The organism is Amycolatopsis sp. NBC_00345, assembly GCF_036116635.1.
In the GTDB taxonomy this organism is placed as follows: domain Bacteria; phylum Actinomycetota; class Actinomycetes; order Mycobacteriales; family Pseudonocardiaceae; genus Amycolatopsis.
The window spans coordinates 2,348,623-2,368,687 of sequence record NZ_CP107995.1 but is presented as its reverse complement, the minus strand read 5'-3'; the positions used below and the strand labels follow the sequence as shown (position 1 = coordinate 2,368,687).

The window sequence follows — 20,065 nt, the reverse complement described above, 5'->3', positions numbered from 1 at the left end:
TCGCACTGTCCCGCCGGGACGCTACCCCGCGCTACTAACACGCGTCAACTGAACGGACTAGGACGACACCATCGAGTACCGCACTGATCCGGAAGCCCGGCATTTTTGGCTGTCTTGCTGGGCTCTTTGACGGTTTCGCCATAGTTGCGCACAATGGAAGAGGATACTAACGCGTGTTAGCTCGGAGAGGCATCATGATCCCTGCGTCCTTCAACCACGGCTGGGCGGTGCGCCCGCTCGGCTCGACCTTCTTCGCGCTGGGAGGCGACCCCCATACATCGGTGACGCTGCCGCACGACGCCCTGATCTCGAGCCCTCGCGACGCCAACGCGGCCGGCGGGGCGAACACGGGCTTCTTCCCGTCGGCCGACATCGAGTACGAAAAGACGTTCGAGGTCGCGGAAAGCGGGGCCGGCCAGCGGCACGTGCTCGAGTTCGAAGGCGTGTACCGAGATGCCCGCGTCTACCTGAACGGGGCGCTCGCGGCCCACCGCCCGTACGGCTACTCGCGCTTCTTCGTGCCCATCGACCGTTTCCTCCGCTACGGCGAGGCCAACACGATCCGCGTCGAGGCGACGTCCGATCAGGACTCGCGGTGGTACCCCGGCGCCGGCCTGATCCGGCCCGTCACCCTGCATCGGAGCGGGCTGCTGCACCTCGCGCCCGAGGGTCCCCGGTTCTCCGCTCCCCAGGTCGCCGACGATCTGGCGGTAGTGCGGGTGGAAGCGCGCATCGACAACGAATCGCCGGTCCGGAGCACGGTACGCGTGCGGATCGAGATCGTCGAGGAGGCCACCGGGCGGACGGTCGCGACCGCGTCGGCCCCGGTCACGGTCTTCCCCGGCGAGTCCGCCGAGGTGAGCCTCCGGGTGTTCGTCCGCGACCCCGGGCTGTGGGGCCCGGACTCGCCGACGCTGTACCGAGGCCACGTGACCGTCGTCGAGGACAGCGACGGCGGTGCCGAACTCGACCAGGCGAGCGACACCTTCGGCATCCGGAAGATCGAGCTCGATCCGGTGCACGGCCTGCGGATCAACGGGACCACGGTCAAGCTGCGCGGCGCGTGTGTGCACCACGACAACGGCCCGATCGGGGCGGCGGCCATCGGCGCGGCCGAGGAGCGGCGCGTCCGGCTCCTGCGTGAGGCGGGCTTCAACGCGATCCGGAGCGCGCACAATCCCGCCAGCACCGCGTTGCTGCGCGCCTGCGACAAATACGGGGTGCTCGTGATGGACGAGGCCTTCGACGCCTGGACCTCGCGCAAGGTCCGCTCCGATTACTCGCACGATTTCGCGGACTGGTGGGAGCGTGACGTCGAGTCGATGGTCCGGAAGGACTTCAACCGCCCCAGCGTGATCCTGTATTCGATCGGCAACGAAATCGCCCAGGCCGGGAACCCGCTCGACGCGAAGACCGGCCGCGACCTCGCCGCCACGCTCAAGCGGCTCGACCCGGCGCGGTTCACGCTCTTCGCCGGGCAGGTCCTCATGGCCGCGGGCGAGGAGGCCGCCGCGATCATGACGGAGCAGAACATCGGGGTCAACGACGTCCTGACCTCGATGGAGGACGTCCTGGCGAAGTTCTGGCAGTCCCCGGCCGCCGCGCGGCTGATGGAGGAGGCGTACGCGCAGGTCGACCTCGCCGGCTACAACTACGGCGCCGCCCGTTACGCCCTCGACCCCGGCGAGTTCCCCGATCGGATCAGCGTCGGCAGTGAGACCCACCGGCAGTCGATCGCCGGGAACTGGGCCACCATCCTCGGCTCCCCGCAGGTGATCGGGGACTTCTGCTGGACCGGCTGGGACTACCTGGGCGAGGTCGGCGTCGGCCGCGTCCGGCCGGCGGCCCAGGCGGGGCTCACCGGATTCCTCGGGCCGTTCCCCTATCTCACGGCGATGGTGGGAGACCTCGACATCACCGGCGTCCGGCGTCCCTCGTCCTACTTCCGCGAGACCGTCTTCGGCCTCCGCGACACGCCGTACATCGCGGTGCAGGAGCCCTCGCTCTTCGGCGTCGAGCTCGCCGTCAACGCGTTCGGGTGGCGTGGCCTGGAGGGGCGGTGGACCTGGCCCGGCAGCGAGGGCCACCCGGTCCGCATCGAGGTGTACTCGTCGGCCGACGAGGTCGAGCTGCTCGTGAACGGCCGCTCGGCCGGCCGGATCGCGGCGGGGGCGAAAACCGGGTACATCGCCGAGTTCACCGGGACCTACGAGCCGGGCACGCTCACGGCCGTCGCCTACCAGGACGGCGTCGAGTCCGGGCGCGGCGAACTGAGCACGGCCGGACCGGTGACAGCGCTGAGCCTTGTCCCCGAACAGGATCACCTCGACCGCACCGACGAGTCGCTGGCGTTCGTGCGCGTCTCGCTCGTCGACGCGGACGGCCGGGTGAATCCCGCGCGGGCCGAGACCGTCACGGTCACTGTGGACGGTCCGGCCGTCCTGCAGGGACTGGGTTCGGGCGATCCGCGGCCCGCCGAACCGATCACGGGACCGACGCGGACGACTCACGCCGGTGAACTCCTGGCCGTCGTCCGCCCCACCGGCACCGGAAGCATCGTCATCAAGGCCGCTGCCGCCGGTCTTCCCGAAGCCTCCGTCGTGGTCAACGTCGACTGATACCACCCGAAGTCCGTAGCACGAGCGAGAATCCGAGGTTCGCCATGAACCGCACCCGACCACGCAGCGCACTCGCCCGCCAAGTCACGGGCGTGCTCAACCGCCGAGTACTGGGGCCGATGCTGGCCTACCTGCAAAACGCGCGTCGCGATCAGTTCGAGGCCACCGGAGTGCCGCCCCGGCAGATCGTGCTGATCGGTGATCGCCTCACCGAGGCCGGCAACTGGGACGAATGGTTTCCGGGCCGGCCGGTGCTCAACCGGGGCAACGGCGGAGACCACACGGCGGAGGTGCTGGCCCGGCTGGACTCCGCCGTCCACGATCCGCTCGGAGTGCTGCTCCTGATCGGGACCAACGACATCTCGGCCGCGGTGGCACCCGGCGAGACGCTGGCCAATCTGCGGGCGATCCTGCGCGAAATCGAGCGTCTCGCTCCCGATGCCCCGGTGGTCGTGCAGAGTGTCCTGCCGCGTAGCCGGTCCTATGCGCGAGAAGTCCGCGAACTCAACCGCGGCTACCAGGAGGTGGTCGCCGAGGCGGCCAAGCGGGTGACCTATCTCGACCTCTGGCCGGCGCTCGGGGCGGACGACGGGTCACTGCGAAAAGAGCTCACGCCCGACCAGGTTCACCTCAACGGTCAGGGATACCGCGAATGGGTCACGCTCATTCGGCCGATCATCGATGAATGGAGCCGGTCGCGCTGACCAGCGCCGCCGGCCGGAAGAACAGGAGAAAGCACGTGCCTCGAATGAATGTGATCACCGGCGCCGCGTCCGGCATCGGCCTGGCCACGAAACAACTGCTGGAGGACCGGGGTGAATCGGTCATCGGCGTGGACATCCGCGACGCTGACGTGGTCGTCGACCTGACCTCGCCCCGCGATCGTGAGCGAATGGCCGACGAGGTCAAGATCAGGTCCGGCGGCACGATCGACACCATCGTCGCGGTCGCCGGGCTGGCCGCGCCGATTCCGGCCACCGCGGCCGTCAACTACTTCGGCATGGTGGCCACTTTGGACGGTCTGCGCCCGCTCCTGGCCGGCTCCGATTCGCCCCGCGCGGTCGGGGTCGGCTCCTTCGCCGGCACCGGACCCGGCGACGAGGCCCTCCTCGCCGCCTTCCGCGCCGACGACGAGCCCGCCGCGCTGGCCCGCGCGGCGACGCTGGCCGGTGCGGCGGACCCGGCGGCCGGCGGAGGGTTGATCTACTCCTCCAGCAAAGCCGCCTTCGCTCAGTGGGTCCGGCGGGCCTCGACCACGGACCGGTGGGCCGGGGCCGGTATCCCGCTGAACGCGATCGCCCCCGGCGTGGTTTCGACGCCGATGATGAGCGAAGCCCTCTCGTCACCGCTGGGCCGGGAGGTGATCGCGGCCTCGGTGCCGATGCCGCTCAACGGGTTCGCCGACGCGCAGGTGCCGGCCCGCCTGCTGGCCTGGCTGGTCAGCCAGGAGAACAGTCACCTGTGCGGTCAAGTGATCTTTGTGGACGGTGGCGGCGAAGCCGTCGTACGGGGCGACTCCGTCTGGTGACCCGGGGCCCGGTGGCCCGGCTCGGCACGGTGACCGGCTCGGCCGCCGGGGGTTCTTCCTCAGCCGGACAGTTCCTCCACGCGGGCCCGCAGGGCCGCGCCGTATCGGGCGTACTCGGCCCGGAGGCGGCCGGCTTCCGGCCGGATTCCGGCCGCGCCGGCGCCGAAGAACTCCTCGGAGTCGGTGAACTCCGTGGTCCCGTCCGGCTCAGCGGTGAGCACGAACGAGTGCCGGCCGAGGACCGTGTCGAGCGAGCCGCCCTCCCAGACCAGCCGGGCGGGCGCCGCCACCTCGACGATCCGCATCGTGACGGATTGCTCCGCGGTGCCGTCCGAGACACGGGCCGGGAGTTCCGCCCCGGCCACGGCCTGGCCGGGCTTCGCGTCCAGGGCCAGCACCGGGTGCCACTGCGTGTACTGGTCGAACGCCACGAGCACGCGCCACACGTCCCGCACCGGGGCGGGGATCCGGGTCACCGCGGTGACGACCGCGGCCGGTTTCCCGGCGTTCACGGGACGAGCACGATCCGCCCGCGCTGCCCGCCCTCGGCCATCCGCGCGTGGGCTTCCGCGGCCTGCGCCAGCGGATAGACCTGGGCGACCCGCGGCGTCAGCAGGCCGACCTCGGCGAGTGCCGCGAGATACGCGAGCCGGGTCCCCTCGGCGCCGGCCATGGTGAGCCGCACCGTCACACCGCGCCGGCGCTCCGGCACCACGTCGCTGCGCACGCTCACGAAGATGCCGCCGTCCCGGACCGCCGCCAGCGCGGGGGCGCCCAGCGCGGCCGCGTCGAAGACCCCGTCCACGCCCTCCGGCAGGAACCGCCGCACCGCCGCGCCGAGGTCCTCCTCGCGCGACACGAACCAGCTGATGCCGAGGGCGCGCAGGAACTCCTCGTCCTCCGGCCGCCCCTGCGCGACGATCCGAACCCCGCGCGTCCGGGCCAGCTCGACCGCGTAGCCGCCGACGGCCCCGGCCGCGCCCGTGACGAGCAAGGTCTCCCGGGGGCGCAGCGGGAAATTCTCCAGGGCCAGCGAGGCGGTCGACGCGTTGAGCGGGATCGTCGACGCGAGCGTCAGGTCCATCCCCGCCGGGGCGAGGGCGAGCGAATTGAGGTCGGTCACCAGGTATTCGGCCTGGGCCTTCGTCGGGCGCAGCACGGGGTCGTCGAACACGATCACCGGGGTGCCGACCGCCAGCGAGACCCCCGTGCCGACCGCGTCGACCGTGCCGGCCGCGTCCAGGCCGATACCGGTGTATTCGACGTCCGGCGAAGGCTTGAACAATCCGCTCCACACCCCGGCGTCCGCGGGGTTGAGCGCGGCGGCCGCGACCTTGACCCGCACCTCCAGCGGGCCCGGCTCCGGGATCGGGACGTCCAGGACCTCGACCGAATCGGGTCCACCGGCTTTTCTCACGACCGCTGCGCGCATGATTCCGTGCTTTCCTTTACCTATTCGAACGCTGTGCCCACCGCGAACTCTAGGCAAGCAAGGATCGATCCGTAAGGAGGCACTTAAAAGTGCGTTGCCGCTACCGGCCGGTCTTCCGGGCGTCGTACTCGGCCCGCGCCTCGCCGACCTCGCCGACTTTCTCCACCGCCCAGTCCCGCACCTGGGAAAGCAGGCCGTACAGCCCTTGCCCGAGCTTGGTCAGCTCGTAGTCGACCCGCGCCGGCACCGTCGGCGTGGCTGTGCGTTTCACCATGCCTTCGCGTTCGAGCAGGCGCAGGGTCTGGGTGAGCATCTTCTGGCTGACGCCCGGGATCTCCCGGCTGAGGTGGTTGTAGCGCATCGGCTCGCCGAACTGCCCGAGGGTGCACATCGCCAGGCTGACCCAGCGGTTGCTGATCGTCGAGAGCAACGCCACCGCGGGGCAGTCGTGCATATACGCCTCGTACGTGCCGGGCTCGATCTGGCGCGCCTGCTTCGCCGTAGTCGTCATCCTTCCATTCTGCCAGGCGCCGATCGGTTCACCGGCCGTGAAAGACCGCGGGCCGCTTTTCGGCAAAGGCCCGGGGCCCCTCCTTCGCGTCGTCCGAGGCGAAGATCCTGGCGACGTCCGGCTGTTCGAAGGCGAAAGCGTCCTCTTCGGACATCGCCGCGGTGTGGCGCAGGGTGCGCACGATCGCCTCGACCGCGAGCGGGCCGTTCGCCGCGACCGAGGCGGCGATCCCCCGCGCGGTCTCCAGCGCCATCCCGTCCGGGACCAGATGGCCGATCAGGCCCAGCTGCCTGGCCTCGGCCGCGCCGATGTGCCGGCCGGTGAGCATGAGGTCGGCCGCGACCGGGTACGGGATCTGGCGGGAGAGCCGGACCACGCCGCCGCCCGCCGGGTAGAGCGCCCAGCGTGCCTCGGACAGCCCGAACCGGGCGCCTTCGCCCGCGACCCGGATGTCCGTGCCGAGCAGCAGTTCCAGGCCGCCGGCGATCGCGTGGCCCTCGACGGCGGCGATGACCGGCTTGGTCGGCCGGTCGGTCTTGAGCAGGCCGCGGTAGGCGAACCCCGGGTCGGTCTTCGCCCGGTCGGCCGCCGCGGCGCCGTCCTCGTCGCCGGTGTCCCCGGCCAGGCCGCGCAGGTCCATTCCGGTGCAGAACGAGCCCTCCGCCCCGGTCAGGACGACCGCCCGGACGCTGGTGTCGAGCGCGGCCTCCTGCCAGACGTCGGCCAGCCGGGACAGGCCGGACGTGGTCAGCGAGTTGCGCCGGGCGGGGCGGTTGAGGGTGACGGTGAGGACGTGCCCGTCCTGTTCGGTCAGTACCTGGGGCATGAGCGGCCTCCGTGGTCCGGGGTGGTCATTTCGGCTGCAGGCGGGCGCCGCCGTCGATGCGGATGACCTCGCCGTTGAGGTAGCTGTTGCCGAGCAGTTCGAGGGCCAGCGTGGCGAACTCGTCGGCGGTGCCCAGGCGGTGCGGGAACAGGACGTCGCGCTTGAGCTTTTAGCCGCCGCCCTGATGTACCAGCACGGGGTCGCGGGCACGAGCATCGAAGAGGTGCAGGCCGCCGCCACCGTGAGCGCTTCGCAGATCTACTACTACTTCGGCGACAAGGACGGCCTCGTCCGGGCGGTCATCGACTACCAGTGCGAAAACGTGCTCGGAGTGCAGAAGCCGCTGCTCGCCAACCTCGACAGCATCGAGGCGCTGGAGGCGTGGCGCGACGTCATCGTGAGCATCCACCGGGACGGGCGCAACCAGCAGGGTTGCCCGATGGGCAGCCTGACCAGCGAGCTGGCCCGGTCCACCCCGGAGACGCGAGCCGACCTGCTGGCCGGCTTCACCCGATGGGAGCAGGCCCTGCGCGACGGCCTGCGCGCGATGCGGGACCGCGGCGAGCTGCCCACCCGGGTCGATCCCGAACGCTTCGCCCTCGCCCTGCTCGCGGCCGTCCAGGGCGGCCTTGTGCTCACCCAGGCCCGCCGTGACACCGTCGCGCTCGAAGCATCCCTCGACACCGTGATCGACTGCCTGCGCGGCCACACCGACTGACGCCGGCGTGCGGGCTCAGCCCGAACTGTCAGCGCTGGTCGAATTCCGGGCCGGCATCCCGGTCATCCCGGCGGGGGCCTCGCGAAGTAGCGTCCCCGTGAGGAAGGGCATCGGCAGGTTCAAGAATCCCGAAGCACAGCGGCATTACTTCGACGTCTACGAGTGCGCGATGCGGGACATCCGCCGCCGGACGAGGCGTACGACGTCCGGAAACGCGCTCAGCGTTCGATCCCGGCCGGTTCCTCCCCCCGGCCCCCACGGCGAAACCGAGGCTGCCACGCGACCACGGGCACCTCGCCGCGCCGGACGGCTCCGACGGGTACCTGCGGCAGTTCACCCCCGCAGGTCCTGGCCGCGATCCGGTTCGCCGGCGGCACCGGGGCGGCCGACCTGGTCGGGTCGGCGTGCTCGGCTTTTCCTCACGGTGACGGCGGTGGCCAACCGGCGCGGCGCCGGTTGGCCACGGGCTGCACCGGAAGCCTCGGGCCGACGTCAGCAACTCGTCGAGCATCCCGGCCTCCATCCAGCCACCGTGGAACGCACCCACGTCCGCAACCAGCCCGAACCTGCCCCGGCCGGCAAAACCGTTACAGCGCAGCAGGAACCGGGTTCAGGCACAGGCGCTCAGCTTGGCGTTCAAGTAGTCCGGCGTGGTTGGTGCCTTTTGCGGTGGGCTGGTCGGGTGTATGCCTGCCCGGTGGCGAGGATGCGTCCGACGTCAAACCGTTGCCGTGGCTCGTCTCGTGCTCCGGGCGGTCGTGGTGGCGGTCAGTGTGCGCCGTCGTCCCAGCGTTCGGCGAGGCGAGGGAGGAGGCGGAGCGCGTTGGTTCCCGCGACCTGAGAAATGTGGTTGGGGCCGAGCAGGCGGGTCAGGTCGTGTTCACCCGTGCGCTTCGGATCGAACAGTCCGTCGGCGTAGGGCCAGTCGGTGCCGAAGAGCATCCGGTCCGTGCCGATGGCGTCGACCATGGTGTTGACCTGGACGGAAGAGTCGGCGACCGCCACGTCGTAATAGACCGAGCGCAGGTACTCCGAAATCGGCCGCCGCACCAGTTCGCGGTATGCCGCGACGACCCGGGGCGCCGCGGCGATCCGGTGGCCTAGGTAGGGAACCGCGCCACCGCCGTGCGAAAGGATCCAGGTGATGTTCGGGTAGCGGTCCAGCACTCCGTTGAACACGAGGGTCATGAAGACCCGCGTGGTGTCGAACACGTATTCCCCGATCCAGTGCTGCCAGGGCAGATCCGGGTTCTCCTTCGGTTCCACTGGGTGCAGCAGGACGGTGGCTCCCCGCTTGTCGAGTGCGGCGTACACCGGCTCCCACGCCGGATCCCCCACGTAGGTGCCGTCCACCTGGGACACCAAGTACACCCCGTCCAGGCCGAGGTCGTCGTAGACGTGGTCGATTTCGGCCAGGGCGGCGTCCACGCCCGGTAAGGGGAGCGCGCCGAAGACGCCGAACCGCTGTGGGTGCCGCCGGACCACGTCAGCGCCGATGTCGTTGACATTCCTCGCCAGCTCGCCGGCTTCCCGCTGGTCACCGAAGTAGACCCCGCCTTCGGCCAGGCAGGAGAGCACCCCTACGTCGATCCCCCAGTCGTCCATGAACCGCAGATGGCCGTCCGGGGTCCAGGCGGTCATGTCGACTCCGCCGGTCCAGTTGACGCCGTGCCTGATCAGTGCCTGAACATACGGCTCGGGCAGGAAGTGAGTGTGGACATCGATCGTGGGCACCGGACGCTCCTCCACAAGTTTTTGGGTCGATCTCTCCAAAAAAGTTACCTCGGATATTCTGGAGAGGCAACACCAGAATCTGGGTAAGGTGCAGCGGTGGAAGAACGGAGGCTGTCCGTGGCAGAGGGATGGACGGCGAAGGGAGCCGCGACCCGGTCCCGCATCATCGACGCGGCCGCGGGGCTGCTCTATCAGCGAGGGCTGGCGTCAGTCGGGATCAACGACGTCCGGAAGGCGAGTTCGAGCAGCCACGGGCAGATTTTCCACTACTTCCCCGGCGGCCGGGCCGAGGTGCTGCACGCCGTGGTGGAACGGCAGGCGAAGCAAGCACTGGACGACCAGCGTCCCGAACTCGACGCAATGGACTCCTGGGAGTCCTGGCGGCAATGGCGCGACCGCCTGCTCGAGGTGCACTCCGCTCGGGGCGCGGCCGGCGGGTGCCCGCTAGGCTCGCTCACCGCTCAAATGACGGAGAGCGACCCGGTCGCCGCCCAGCTGATCCAGGCCGGATTCGACGCCTGGGCCGGCGCCTTCGAACGCGGGCTCGAAACCATGCGCCGCAACGGCACCCTGGCGCCGGCCACCGATGTATCGGCGCTCGCGATCGACATTCTGTCTGTCGTGCAAGGAGGTTTCGTCCTCATGCAGGCAGCCCGATCAGTCGAGAAACTAGCCCGAGCACTGGACACCGCGCTGCGTTTACTGCGCTCCCATGCGACCGAACCCTGACCCTGTCGTGCGAGTAGCCGGGCGGATGGTTTGTTCGAGCCGGCGGACGCGGTGCTGCGCACCGACGGTCCGGTCCGGTCGTTGGTCGGCTTGTCCCTGGCACCGGAGCATCGCCGTGGCCACGGCGGTCTGGACGACGCGATCAACAACGGCCGGATCGAATTCGATCGGCTGCGGACCGCGCTGTCCGGGCTTCCGCTGCCCCGAGCCGCCGACGGGCGGCTGGTGCCGGCGGTGGACGTCTCCCCGTGACTGCGGCCCGGCGCTGATGTCGCCGCAGTGACCACCGGGCAGATTCGTGACGTCGTCGAGCGGCTCATTGCCGCGGGCCAGTGGCGAGAAGATGACCCGGAGATCCTGGTGGTCCTCGACGCGGGCCACGACGCGCCGGGCCCCGCCCCGAGTGCCCGGCACCAACGGTCGGCCACCCGAGCACGGCGGCGAGTTCGTGTTCGGTGACCCCGCAACCTGGGGTGCCGAACACGCGGTGACCAGCACCGACACGCGCCTCTACGCCGGCAGCGACCGCGCAGGCGTGGAATCGGTTGCACCCCAGGCTGACCAGCCGAGCCGCCGCCCACCCGCCCGGACACCGGCCCGCGCCGCCTGCGGCACATCACGCCGACCGACTCATAAATGCTCGTGAGTGTTTATGACGGTTCTAACCGTCATAAACACTCACGAGCGGGTCACTGGGCGAGCAGTGTGCCGAGTGCCAGCAAGTGCTCGGTCGCGCCGCCGCCGGTGAACTCCAGCCGCTTCGCCGCGGCGAAGTAGCGGTGCACGGGGTCCACACCGGCCGGGAAACGGCCTCCGGTCCGAGCAGCTCGGTCAACGGCGCACCTGATAACGCAGGTGAAGCACCCGGTTGCCCTGAATCACCACGTCAGGATCCTCCAGCAGGTGCTGCGCGTCGACCGGCCCGAAGTAGCGCTTGCCGGACCCGAACACGACGGGTACGACGTCCATGCGCACCTCGTCGACCAGGCCCGCGGCAAGCACCTGGCCACCGACGTCGCCGGCGGCGACCTCGACCAGGCGGTCACCCGCAAGCTCCTGCGCCTTGGCCACGGCTGCCTCGACGCCGTCGACGAAGTGAAACGGCGCCCCGGGGTCCCAGCCCTCGGGCTCCGGCCGGTGCGTCACGACGACCACGTGGTCGATCCCGCCCGGAGGCTTCCCGTCCCAGCCGTCCGTCAGGTCGAAGACGTGGCGGCCGACGATGGTCGCCCCGATCTGGTCCCAGTACGGCCGGGTGTAGTCGTAGGACGTCTGCGACACCTTTACCTCGCCGCTCTCGTCCAACGGGACGTCACCGCTGGACAACCAGTCGAACAGTGGTCCGGGCTGGTCATTCTCGTCCGCGACGAAGCCGTCCACGGACACCGAGCTGTACATGACCACCTTGCCCACGGGGCTCTCCTTTGCTTGGGGGTGCCCCAAGTTAGCGTGCCGTGAGCTGTCGCTCTTGTAAGAAATCAATCGGCCGGCAGCGGCCAGCTGTCCAGTGTGTGGCCGGGATGTTCGCGCAGGAACCGCCGCCGGACTTCGACGTACTCGGTCGGCGTGAGCCCGGTGAACGCCCGGAACTCGTGGCCGAAGTGGGCCTGGTCGAAGTAGCCCGCGCCACCGGCGAGGGCACCCCAGTCGATCGGTCCGGCGGGGTTGATCGCGAACACGGTGGCGGCGAAGCGGTGGGTGCGGGCCAGCCGCTTCGGCGTAACGCCGATGAGCTCCTTGAACCGCTGTGCCAGATGAGTGGTGCTGACACCGGCTGCCACGCTCAGGTCGCCGATCGCCACCGCCCCGCTGGTCGCAGCGATGACGCTGCTCGTGTGGCGGACCAGCCCCAGGCCGGCGGTCTCGCACAGCCGCCGCATCAGCTCCTCCTCGAGCAGCGTCAGCATCTCGTGCGGTCCGTCCGCCGTGCCCAGCCGGTCTCGCAGCTCGGTTATGGCGGGCCGGCCCCAAACCTGCTCTACCGTCACCGGCCGGTCACACAGCTCGGCCGCGGGCATCGGCAGGAACGGCGCCGGCCCCCACGGCTTGAAGTGCACGCCGACGGACCGGGTCCGGAGCGGGTAGCCGAACTCCAGCGCGCGGGTGGGCGTGGTGACCACGCAGCCGTCGGCGTACTCGGCCGTCTCGATGTCGGTGCCGGCGCGGATGCGGAACGGCGCCCCGAGGTTGACGATGAGCAACGCCGCGGGCATCGGCGGCAGCGTCAGCCGGGCGTACGGCGGCGCACCCTCCAGGTAGTAGAGGTCGTCGATCAGCCCGTCCAGCGGCGGTCGCGGCACTCTGGACACGTACTCCACACGCACAGCATCGCCGACGCCCCGCCAGGCATCGCGCGCGGGGATGCGGCGCCGACACCGCGTGAACAGCTTCGTGGCATCGGCAACAAGATGGGCGCGGCCGGGGTGTCCAGGGGCGGCGCTACCGCGCCACGTGCTCTTCACGCGAGCGCAGCCACTCACGGTGGGCCGGGCTGCTTTCGGTGTCGAACCGGTACGCGGCGTCGGCCGCCTCGATCAGAGCGGCGGGTTCGCCGCCGAAGACGCCACCGAGCCGCCACGCGATGAGGTAACGCATCCACAGTGGATCGCCGGCGAGCGGCCGGATCGCGATCTCCGGCGTCGCGGGGAAGGTGACCTGGCAGGGCGAGAGCGCTTGGCCGGCCGCGATCAGGCGTTGCAGGGCACGCAGTTCGGTGCTCCGGTGGGCGACCTGCGGCCGGAATCCGGCTCGCGCGCAGGCTTCTTCGAAGCATTCCGGCCAGCCGGCGCCGTCCGAAGGGCCGAGCACCCACCGCTCGCCGCCGAGCCGCGCCAGGTCGATCTCCGCGGCTGCGGCCGCCGGGTGGCCGGCGGCGAGCGCGACGAATACCGGCTGCACGCCCAGTGGCCGCAGGCGCACTCCCGGCGCCGGGCGCAGCTCGTGGCCGGGGTAGTCGGCCACCACCGCGGCGTCGAGCTGCCCGGCCGCCAGCCGGTCGAGCAGCCGCCGGGGCGAGAACTCCGTGGTCACCGAGACCGCCGGGCCCCGCACGGGGTGCCCGATCCGGTCGGCCAGCTCGATCACCAGCGAGGAGCCGATCCCGCCGAGCGCGACCGGCCGTTCGGCCCCGTCCACCAGCCACCGTGACGCGTCCCGGTGCATCGTGTCCGCCGCGGACAGCACCGCCCGCGCCCGGGACAGCACGCATTCGCCGAATTCGGTGGGGACCACCCCGCTGAAACTGCGGACGAACAGCCTTCCCCCGAAGACGCGCTCGATCCGCTGCACCGAGGCGGTCAAGGCCGGCTGACTGCTGCCGATGCTCACCGCCGCCCGGGAAATGCTGCCTGCTTCGGCTACCGCGCAAAGGATCCGCAGGTGCCGTAGCTCGACCTCCATAACCCCGAGGTTATGGCCACTTGGGATGTCCCGGAAGCCGCCGAAAGTCGGGATCGTGGGAGGGCTCCCCCACCTCCCCGCAAGGAGTACCCATGCGACGAGCCTGCCTCGTGGCCGCGCTGAGCGGCGCGCTCGCACTCGCTTCCGCCCCTGCCGCGCCCGCGATCCCGGCGGCCGGCTTCACCACGTCGATGGAGGTCTTCGAACCCGGCGGCAGCATTCACCGGGTGATGGTGACCCGGCCCGCCTCGGACCGCGCCGCCGCCCGGATCGCCCGCCCGGCCGACGTGATCCCCATCGAAACGAACGGCCCCAGCGACACCACGTTCGACCTCGTCGTGGTCGGCGACGGCTACACCGCCGACGAGATGCCCGCCTATTCACAGCACGTCCGGTCCAGCATCGACGCGCTGTTCTCGATCGAGCCGTACAAGAGCTACCGCAAGCAGTTCAACATCTGGCAGGTCGACGTCGTGTCCGCGGAATCGGGCGTGAGCAACGATCCGGACCAAGGGATCCAGCGCGACACCGCGATGGGCTCGTACTTCTGGTGCGGCGGCACCGAACGGCTCCTCTGCGTCGACGAGACCAAGGCGAAGCAGTACGCCGCGGCCGCACCGGACGCGGACCAGGTCCTCGTGCTGGCGAACAGCACCAAGTACGGCGGCTCCGGCGGCGAGGTCGCGACCTCCTCGGGCGGCAACTCCGCCTCGAGCGGGATCGTCCAGCACGAGCTCGGCCATTCCATCGGCGGGCTGGCGGACGAATACGACTACGGCGACTGCGATCCGAGCGAGCCCAGCGAGGCGAACGCGACCGCCCTGACCGAAGACCAGATGCGCGACCAGCAGGCCAAGTGGTACCAGTACCTCGGCCGGCCGTCACCGGATGGCGGCACCGTCGGCGCTTACGAGGGCTCCCGCTACTGCCAGACCGGGATGTACCGGCCCAGCGAGAACTCGATCATGCGCACCCTCGGACAGCCGTTCAACCCGCCCGGCACGGACGCGATGATCGCCGGGTTCTACCGCGAGGCCCCCGGCCGCGCGCCGCACCGGCGGGCCGGCTGAGACCCCGCGGCGATTTGCCGTTAACTCACGGCGCGTCTGCGACCTCGGTACTGCTGCTAGCCCCCGGTCGTGTTGAAGTTCTTCAGCCTTGCCGCGCGGCCGCGGCCCGTTCAAGGTCGCGCAGCCATACCGCGATGGACGCGTCGAGCATCGACTGGGCGCGAGCGGGGTCGGCCGCGATCGGCTCACCGCTCCAGCTCTCCTCGGTGACGATCCGGACGCCGTCGTCGACGACCGAAAAGCTCCAGACGTGAATGCCGACGATGCCGCCCGCGGGTCCGCCCCACACCGTCCGCCGGCCGGGGTCGACCGCCTGGATGGCCGAGGCGATCTCAAGGCCGCCGGTCGCCCAGTGGAATACCGCACCCGGCGCGAACGGACCGGGCAGGCGGGCCGAGCCGACGTCCGACCGCCAGCTCGTCCACCGGTTCACGTCGGTGTGCAGGCGCCACAACAACTCGATCGACGCATCGACGGTCACCTCCTGCCGCACGATCACCGGCGCCGTGCGGTCGATGTCCAAAATGGTCATGGCTACTCCGTTCCGAATGGACTCGCCGCAGCATCACGCCCGAGGGGGTGAGCCGTCAGTCACCTCATGTGTGTGATCCCAGCGCCGACGGCGGGCGGAATCACCCCGACTGTGCGATGGCATGGTCACCCCGGCCGTCCGCAGACTGGGCCCTCCGATCGGCTGACGAATCCGCAGGAGCGTGATGCAGTCCTACAACGACAGCGGCAAGGCCGTGCGGCGCGTGCGCGGACCGAGAATCACCGGGAGCCCGACGTGGACGGCTCCTGAGGGAACCGGGCCGGCATGAGCCGTCATCAGGGAGCTCTGTCACCGGAACAGACCTTGGGTGATCTCCCGGACGAGGTCGACGTCGTGGTGGTCGGTGCGGGCGCGGCCGGATGTGTGCTGGCCGCGCGCCTCAGCGAGGAGGCCGGCTGCCGGGTGCTGCTGCTGGAAGCGGGCAGTACGACCGGGCTGGAGCCGGAAGCCCGCACCCCGGGCGCGGCCATGCGGCTGTGGACCGGCCCGACCTCGTGGGGTGACACGTCCGTCCCCCAGCCGGCGCTGGGTGGCCGCCGCGTGACGCTTCCGCAAGGACGTGGCCTCGGCGGTGGCAGCAGCATCAACGGGATGGCCTGGTTCCACGGCTATCCCGCGGACTACGACGCCTGGCAGGCGGGCGGAGCTCACGGGTGGGCCTGGAAGGACGTGCGACCGGTCTTCCGGGCGATCGAGCACAACGACCTGGGCGACGCCGAATGGCACGGTTTCGATGGACCCATGCGGGTCTCGCGCGTCAGGGACGCGAGCGCGCTTGCGCTGAGCTTCGTCGCCGCCGGGGCCGAAATCGGGCTTCCGGTCGTGGAGGACTTCAACGGCGCCGATCGTGAGGGCATCGGCCTGCTCCAAGCCAACATCAACGACGGTACGCGGCACAGCGTCGTGGACGGATACCTGCTGCCGGCGGCCGGGCGCCCGAACCTCACCATCCGCGCCAAGGCTCTGGTGACGTCGATCGTGGTGGAAAGCGGCCGGGCCACCGCCGTGCAGTGCGTCGACGCACAAGGAGTCAGGCGCCGAGTCGTCGCCCGGCGGTCCATCGTAGTGGCCGCCGGCGCCATACGGACCCCGCAGCTGCTGATGCTGTCCGGCATCGGGATGCCCAGTCACCTGCGGAAGCTCGGCATAGACGTCGTCCACGACCTGCCGGCGGTGGGCGCCGATCTCCAGGACCACCCACTGGCCACGACCGTGTGGCCGGTGGTCGACGGCAGTCCACTGTGGAGCACGACAAGCGACGCGGACGCCCGCGCCTACCAGCTCCTGCGCCGCGGGCCGCTCGCCTCTTTCACGCAGGCAACCGCGAAACTCCGGACCCGGGAGGACCTTCCGGGTCCGAACATCCAGCTCACCCTCGCCCTGACCGCGCTGGACAGCAATCGGCGGGCGTACCCCGAGCCGGCCCTGACGTGTTCGGTGAGCCTGCTGACTCCCACGAGCCGGGGTGAGGTGCGGCTCGCGTCGGCGGATCCCACGGATGCGCCGCTGGTCGACCCTGGATACCTGCGCGCCCGGGCCGACCGCGAGGATCTGCTCGAAGGGCTCCGGCTGGCGCGGCGGCTGTTCCAGGGCCCCGCCCTCAAAGCCGCGACCGGTGGCCAGGCCCTCGACCCGCCGGCCTGGGACGAGGAATCGCTCGGCACCTTCATCCGCGACCGTGGCGGCAGCGAGTGGCACCCGGTCGGCACCTGCCGGATGGGAACCGACTCCGCCGCGGTCGTCGACTCCACCACCATGGAGGTCAACGGTGTCCTCGGCCTGCACATCGCCGACGCCTCGGTGATGCCGGCCATCCCGCGGGCCAACACGCACGCCCCCACCATCATGATCGCCGAACGAGCCGCGCAGCTGATACGCGAAGCCGGTGCCCGGTAAGACCGGTCGCCCACCCCAGCGGTCGTTCTGCCGGGCTACCTGAATCATCCGGATCGGGTGATGGTCCGCTCATCCGCGGGACTGTCAGGATTCTGGCCCGGACCGGGCCCCGTGGTCACCAGGGTGCCCGGCCGTATGGGACAGACAAGGAGCCAGCTACATGGCAGCGAACAACATGGCAGAGCCGGCGGAGCGGGCCGGCGCGACGGACGCCCCCGATCCGCTCGGGCCGGGCGCCGACGGTGAGTTCGACGTGATCGTCTGCGGTGCGGGTTCGGCCGGGTCGACGCTCACCGGCCTGCTCGCGGCGGACGAAGGCCTGCGGGTGCTGCTGCTGGAGGCCGGCCCCGACGACGCCGATGACCGGGTGTCCGACCCGGACCTGTGGTTCCAGAACCTCGGCAGCGAACGCGACTGGGGATATCTCACGGAGCCGAGCGCCCAGGTCTCCGATCGGCGCCTGCTGTACTCGATGGGGAAAGGACTCGGCGGCGGCTCGAGTGTCAATGTCGGCGTCTGGTCGCGCGGCCATCGGCGCGACTGGGACGACTTCGCCAGTGACTGCGCCGATCCGCGATGGGGCTACGACTCGGTCCTGGACGTGTATCGCGAGCTGGAAACCTGGCGGGGCGAGCCGGATCCGAAGCGGCGAGGCACGAGCGGCCCCCTGCACATCCGGCCGGCCCAGCCGCTGCACCCGTTCTTCGCGGCGATGCTGGCGGGAGCGGAGTCGGCCGGACTCGACCGGTTTGACAGCCCGAACGGCGAACTCGCCGAAAGGGGCAGCGGTTGCGCGGTCCGAGACGAGATCATCGAGGACGGCGTCCGGCTTTCGCCCTATCGCGCGCTGGTCGCGCCACGGCGAGGGCAGCGCAACCTGACCGTGCTCACGAACACACTGGTCACCAAGGTCGTGTTCGACGGTAACCGGGCAGTGGGCGTCGAGGCTGTTCGCGACGGCCGCCTCGTCCGGTTTCACGCCACCCGAGAGGTCGTGCTCAGCCTCGGCGCGGTACAGACGCCGAAAATCCTCATGCAGTCCGGCATCGGTCCCGCCCGGCACCTGGAGTCGGTGGGCATCGACGTGCGTACGGATCTGCCCGGGGTGGGCGCCAATCTCGATGATCATCTGCTGGTCGGGTGCGTGTGGGAGGCCGGTGCGGCGGAGTTGCCACCGCCGCCGCGCGCGCAGGCAGTGTGTTTCTGGGGCACGGACGGGCGCGTCGATTCGCCCAAGTTCGTCATGTACTCCGGTGGGAGTGCGTTCATGAGCCCGGAGGCGGCGGCGCGGTACGGCGTACCGGAGTCGGCGTTCACGTTCCTGCTGGGCATGCGCCTGCGGTCGCGCGGATCGGTGCGCCTGGCCAGTGCCGACCCGGCGAGTGCTCCGGTGATCGAGACCGGCTATTTCGACGATCCTGACGACCTTCGCGATGCGGTGGAGGCCTACCGGTTCGCCGAACAGATCGCCGGCACGGAGGCGATGCGCCCGTACCGGGGCTCGCGCGCGGTTTCCGGGGCCGTGTCCGACGTCGAGATCGCGACGTACATCCGCGCGGCGGCCTCGACGTTCTGGCACCAGTGCGGAACGGCCCGGATGGGCGTCGACGCCGGGTCTGTCGTCGATCCGGAGCTGCGGGTCAGGGGCGTCGAGGGCCTGCGCGTCGCCGACGCGTCGGTGCTGCCCCGCGTCACCTCCGGAAACACGATGGCCCCCTGTGTGGTCATCGGGCACCGGGCGGCGGGCCTCATCCACGGGTGAGCCGCGGCGAAGGGACACAGCTGTTCGACGAAAGGATCGGTTACGGGGAAAGGCACAGCGGCCATCGGTTGTCCACTTCTTCGTCCACGGAGGGCTGGACATTGCTGACCGTTCTGGAAGTAGCCGGCATTCTGGCGTTCGCCTTCGCCGGCGCCTCGGAGGCCGTCCAATCAGGACTGGACTTTTTCGGCGTGGTCACGGCCGCCACCATCACCGCGATCGGCGGCGGCGTCCTGCGTGACCTGTTGCTCGGTGTCCACTTGCCGGCCGGCCTGCTCACCTGGTGGTACTACGTCGCCTGCGCGGCTACCGCGATCATGGTCTTCTCCTGCCGGCGGTGGTCGGCAAGGCTGACCGGCATCGTCCAGATCGCCGACGCGATCGGGCTGGCGATGTTCGCCGACACCGGCGCGTCCGCCGCGACCGCGCACGGAGCCCCCTTTTACGCGGCCGCGCTCATCGGCATGACCAACGGAATCGGCGGCGGCATGATCGTCGACGTGCTGCTGCGCCGAACGCCGGTGGTGCTGCGTCAGGGCGTCTACGCGCTGCCCGCGTTGGGCGCCGGGCTCATCGTGGCGCTGGGCACGAAGGCGGACCTGCCCCGAACCCCGTTGACCCTGACCGTTGTGGTTCTGGTGCTCGGCGTACGGCTGCTGGCCATCAAACTGAACTGGAACCTCGCCGCGGGCCGGCCACACCGCGTCCTCCGGCAACCCCGGGACCCGGCCTTCGACGACACGGAAATCCGGTCGGGCGAACGCACGCAGGAACTCCCCCGCGTGCCGGTCAGCGGTGCGCGGCCGGCTCCGGCGCCCGTACCTCGGGTGACAACACCCAGCCCCAGCGTGAACCCGCCTTGGCCCGCCCGCTCTCCGACGGCCGGCCGTCACAGTGTCCAGAGGAGACCGTGAACAGACGAGGGCGTCAGGGATGGAGATGGAGTCCGCGTCGAGACTTCGACGTCCGGTCACGTAGCGGAAGCGTGCGATCACACCAACTGGATGACGACCAGTCACGCGGTTGCCGGCGAAACTGACCGGACATCGGTGCGAGGAGAGGGACGGCAATGACGGAGAGCATGGTCGGCTATGAGATCAGTGTCGGTGGCCATATGGGCGCCACGATCCGCAGCGCGTTCCCGGACTTGCAGACCCGGGTGCGCGGGCACCACACCGTGCTGTCGGGTGTGTTCGCCGACCAGGCGGCCTTGTACGGGGCGCTCGCACAGGTCGAGGCGCTGGGGCTGGAGCTGATCGAGGTCCGCCGGCTGCCGCGGCCCTGACAGA

At 70.4% G+C, this 20,065-nt stretch carries 20 protein-coding genes; 11 read left to right on the top strand and 9 right to left on the bottom strand.

Annotated elements, in window-relative coordinates; translation table 11 throughout:
* Window positions 1-281: 281 nt before the first annotated feature.
* Genes OG943_RS10495 through OG943_RS10485 form a run of 3 tightly spaced genes read left to right on the top strand, consistent with a single transcriptional unit; the run spans window position 282 to window position 4,146 of the window.
* Window positions 282-2,618: a glycoside hydrolase family 2 TIM barrel-domain containing protein gene (locus tag OG943_RS10495; RefSeq protein WP_328609529.1), complete on the top strand. Its 2,337-nt coding sequence runs from the start codon at window positions 282-284 to the stop codon at window positions 2,616-2,618.
* Between the two features lie 44 nt (window positions 2,619-2,662).
* Window positions 2,663-3,322, top strand: coding sequence for a GDSL-type esterase/lipase family protein (locus OG943_RS10490; protein ID WP_328609528.1), 660 nt, complete (start codon window positions 2,663-2,665; stop codon window positions 3,320-3,322).
* A gap of 44 nt (window positions 3,323-3,366) precedes the next feature.
* Window positions 3,367-4,146: an SDR family oxidoreductase gene (locus OG943_RS10485; RefSeq protein WP_328612042.1), complete on the top strand. Its 780-nt coding sequence runs from the start codon at window positions 3,367-3,369 to the stop codon at window positions 4,144-4,146.
* Window positions 4,147-4,205: 59 nt separating this feature from the next.
* Here OG943_RS10485 and OG943_RS10480 read toward each other — a convergent pair whose 3' ends face one another.
* The 4 genes from OG943_RS10480 to OG943_RS10465 form a co-directional block, all read right to left on the bottom strand.
* Complete coding sequence (locus OG943_RS10480; protein WP_328609527.1) at window positions 4,206-4,658, bottom strand: SRPBCC domain-containing protein; 453 nt, start codon at window positions 4,656-4,658, stop codon at window positions 4,206-4,208.
* Complete coding sequence (locus OG943_RS10475) at window positions 4,655-5,578, bottom strand: NADP-dependent oxidoreductase (protein ID WP_328609526.1); 924 nt, start codon at window positions 5,576-5,578, stop codon at window positions 4,655-4,657. Before OG943_RS10475 ends, OG943_RS10480 begins: the two co-directional genes overlap by 4 nt.
* Window positions 5,579-5,678: 100 nt before the next feature.
* The gene (locus OG943_RS10470) at window positions 5,679-6,089 is read right to left on the bottom strand and encodes a winged helix-turn-helix transcriptional regulator (protein WP_328609525.1); all 411 of its coding nucleotides are present in this window, start codon (window positions 6,087-6,089) and stop codon (window positions 5,679-5,681) included.
* Between the two features lie 28 nt (window positions 6,090-6,117).
* Window positions 6,118-6,915 carry a crotonase/enoyl-CoA hydratase family protein gene (locus OG943_RS10465; RefSeq protein ID WP_328609524.1) on the bottom strand — a complete coding sequence of 266 codons (798 nt, stop codon included), beginning with the start codon at window positions 6,913-6,915 and terminating at the stop codon, window positions 6,118-6,120.
* Between the two features lie 139 nt (window positions 6,916-7,054).
* Here OG943_RS10465 and OG943_RS10460 point away from each other — a divergent pair, with 139 nt between their 5' ends.
* The gene (locus tag OG943_RS10460) at window positions 7,055-7,633 is read left to right on the top strand and encodes a TetR/AcrR family transcriptional regulator (protein WP_328609523.1); all 579 of its coding nucleotides are present in this window, start codon (window positions 7,055-7,057) and stop codon (window positions 7,631-7,633) included.
* 768 nt (window positions 7,634-8,401) lie between these two features.
* Here OG943_RS10460 and OG943_RS10455 read toward each other — a convergent pair.
* The gene (locus OG943_RS10455) at window positions 8,402-9,367 is read right to left on the bottom strand and encodes an amidohydrolase family protein (RefSeq protein ID WP_328609522.1); all 966 of its coding nucleotides are present in this window, start codon (window positions 9,365-9,367) and stop codon (window positions 8,402-8,404) included.
* A 96-nt stretch (window positions 9,368-9,463) separates the two neighbouring features.
* Between OG943_RS10455 and OG943_RS10450 the strand changes: the two genes are divergently transcribed.
* Window positions 9,464-10,096, top strand: coding sequence for a TetR/AcrR family transcriptional regulator (locus OG943_RS10450; RefSeq protein ID WP_328609521.1), 633 nt, complete (start codon window positions 9,464-9,466; stop codon window positions 10,094-10,096).
* A 30-nt stretch (window positions 10,097-10,126) separates the two neighbouring features.
* Window positions 10,127-10,348: a transposase gene (locus OG943_RS10445; protein ID WP_328609520.1), complete on the top strand. Its 222-nt coding sequence runs from the start codon at window positions 10,127-10,129 to the stop codon at window positions 10,346-10,348.
* Between the two features lie 579 nt (window positions 10,349-10,927).
* On the opposite strand, the gene OG943_RS10440 is transcribed toward OG943_RS10445, so the two are convergent.
* The 3 genes from OG943_RS10440 to OG943_RS10430 all read right to left on the bottom strand — a co-directional run bounded on the left by OG943_RS10440 (window position 10,928) and on the right by OG943_RS10430 (window position 13,495).
* Window positions 10,928-11,509 carry a dihydrofolate reductase family protein gene (locus OG943_RS10440; protein WP_328609519.1) on the bottom strand — a complete coding sequence of 194 codons (582 nt, stop codon included), beginning with the start codon at window positions 11,507-11,509 and terminating at the stop codon, window positions 10,928-10,930.
* 65 nt (window positions 11,510-11,574) lie between these two features.
* Window positions 11,575-12,396, bottom strand: coding sequence for a helix-turn-helix domain-containing protein (locus OG943_RS10435; protein ID WP_328609518.1), 822 nt, complete (start codon window positions 12,394-12,396; stop codon window positions 11,575-11,577).
* Between the two features lie 139 nt (window positions 12,397-12,535).
* A complete protein-coding gene (locus tag OG943_RS10430) occupies window positions 12,536-13,495 on the bottom strand; it encodes a LysR family transcriptional regulator (protein ID WP_328609517.1) in 960 nt (319 codons plus the stop codon).
* 92 nt (window positions 13,496-13,587) lie between these two features.
* Here OG943_RS10430 and OG943_RS10425 point away from each other — a divergent pair, with 92 nt between their 5' ends.
* Window positions 13,588-14,565 carry a M64 family metallopeptidase gene (locus OG943_RS10425; protein ID WP_328609516.1) on the top strand — a complete coding sequence of 326 codons (978 nt, stop codon included), beginning with the start codon at window positions 13,588-13,590 and terminating at the stop codon, window positions 14,563-14,565.
* 82 nt (window positions 14,566-14,647) lie between these two features.
* On the opposite strand, the gene OG943_RS10420 is transcribed toward OG943_RS10425, so the two are convergent.
* On the bottom strand, window positions 14,648-15,097 hold the full coding sequence (locus OG943_RS10420) for an SRPBCC family protein (RefSeq protein WP_328609515.1): 450 nt from the start codon (window positions 15,095-15,097) through the stop codon (window positions 14,648-14,650).
* Between the two features lie 324 nt (window positions 15,098-15,421).
* Here OG943_RS10420 and OG943_RS10415 point away from each other — a divergent pair, with 324 nt between their 5' ends.
* The 4 genes from OG943_RS10415 (at window position 15,422) to OG943_RS10400 (ending at window position 20,061) form a co-directional block, all read left to right on the top strand.
* A complete protein-coding gene (locus OG943_RS10415; RefSeq protein WP_328609514.1) occupies window positions 15,422-17,014 on the top strand; it encodes a GMC family oxidoreductase in 1,593 nt (530 codons plus the stop codon).
* Window positions 17,015-17,174: 160 nt separating this feature from the next.
* Entirely contained in the window at window positions 17,175-18,776 is a 1,602-nt protein-coding gene (locus OG943_RS10410) for a GMC family oxidoreductase (RefSeq protein WP_328609513.1), read from the top strand.
* Window positions 18,777-18,877: 101 nt separating this feature from the next.
* Complete coding sequence (locus OG943_RS10405; RefSeq protein WP_328609512.1) at window positions 18,878-19,690, top strand: trimeric intracellular cation channel family protein; 813 nt, start codon at window positions 18,878-18,880, stop codon at window positions 19,688-19,690.
* Between the two features lie 155 nt (window positions 19,691-19,845).
* Entirely contained in the window at window positions 19,846-20,061 is a 216-nt protein-coding gene (locus OG943_RS10400) for a hypothetical protein (RefSeq protein ID WP_328609511.1), read from the top strand.
* The last annotated feature ends 4 nt before the right edge of the window (window positions 20,062-20,065 follow it).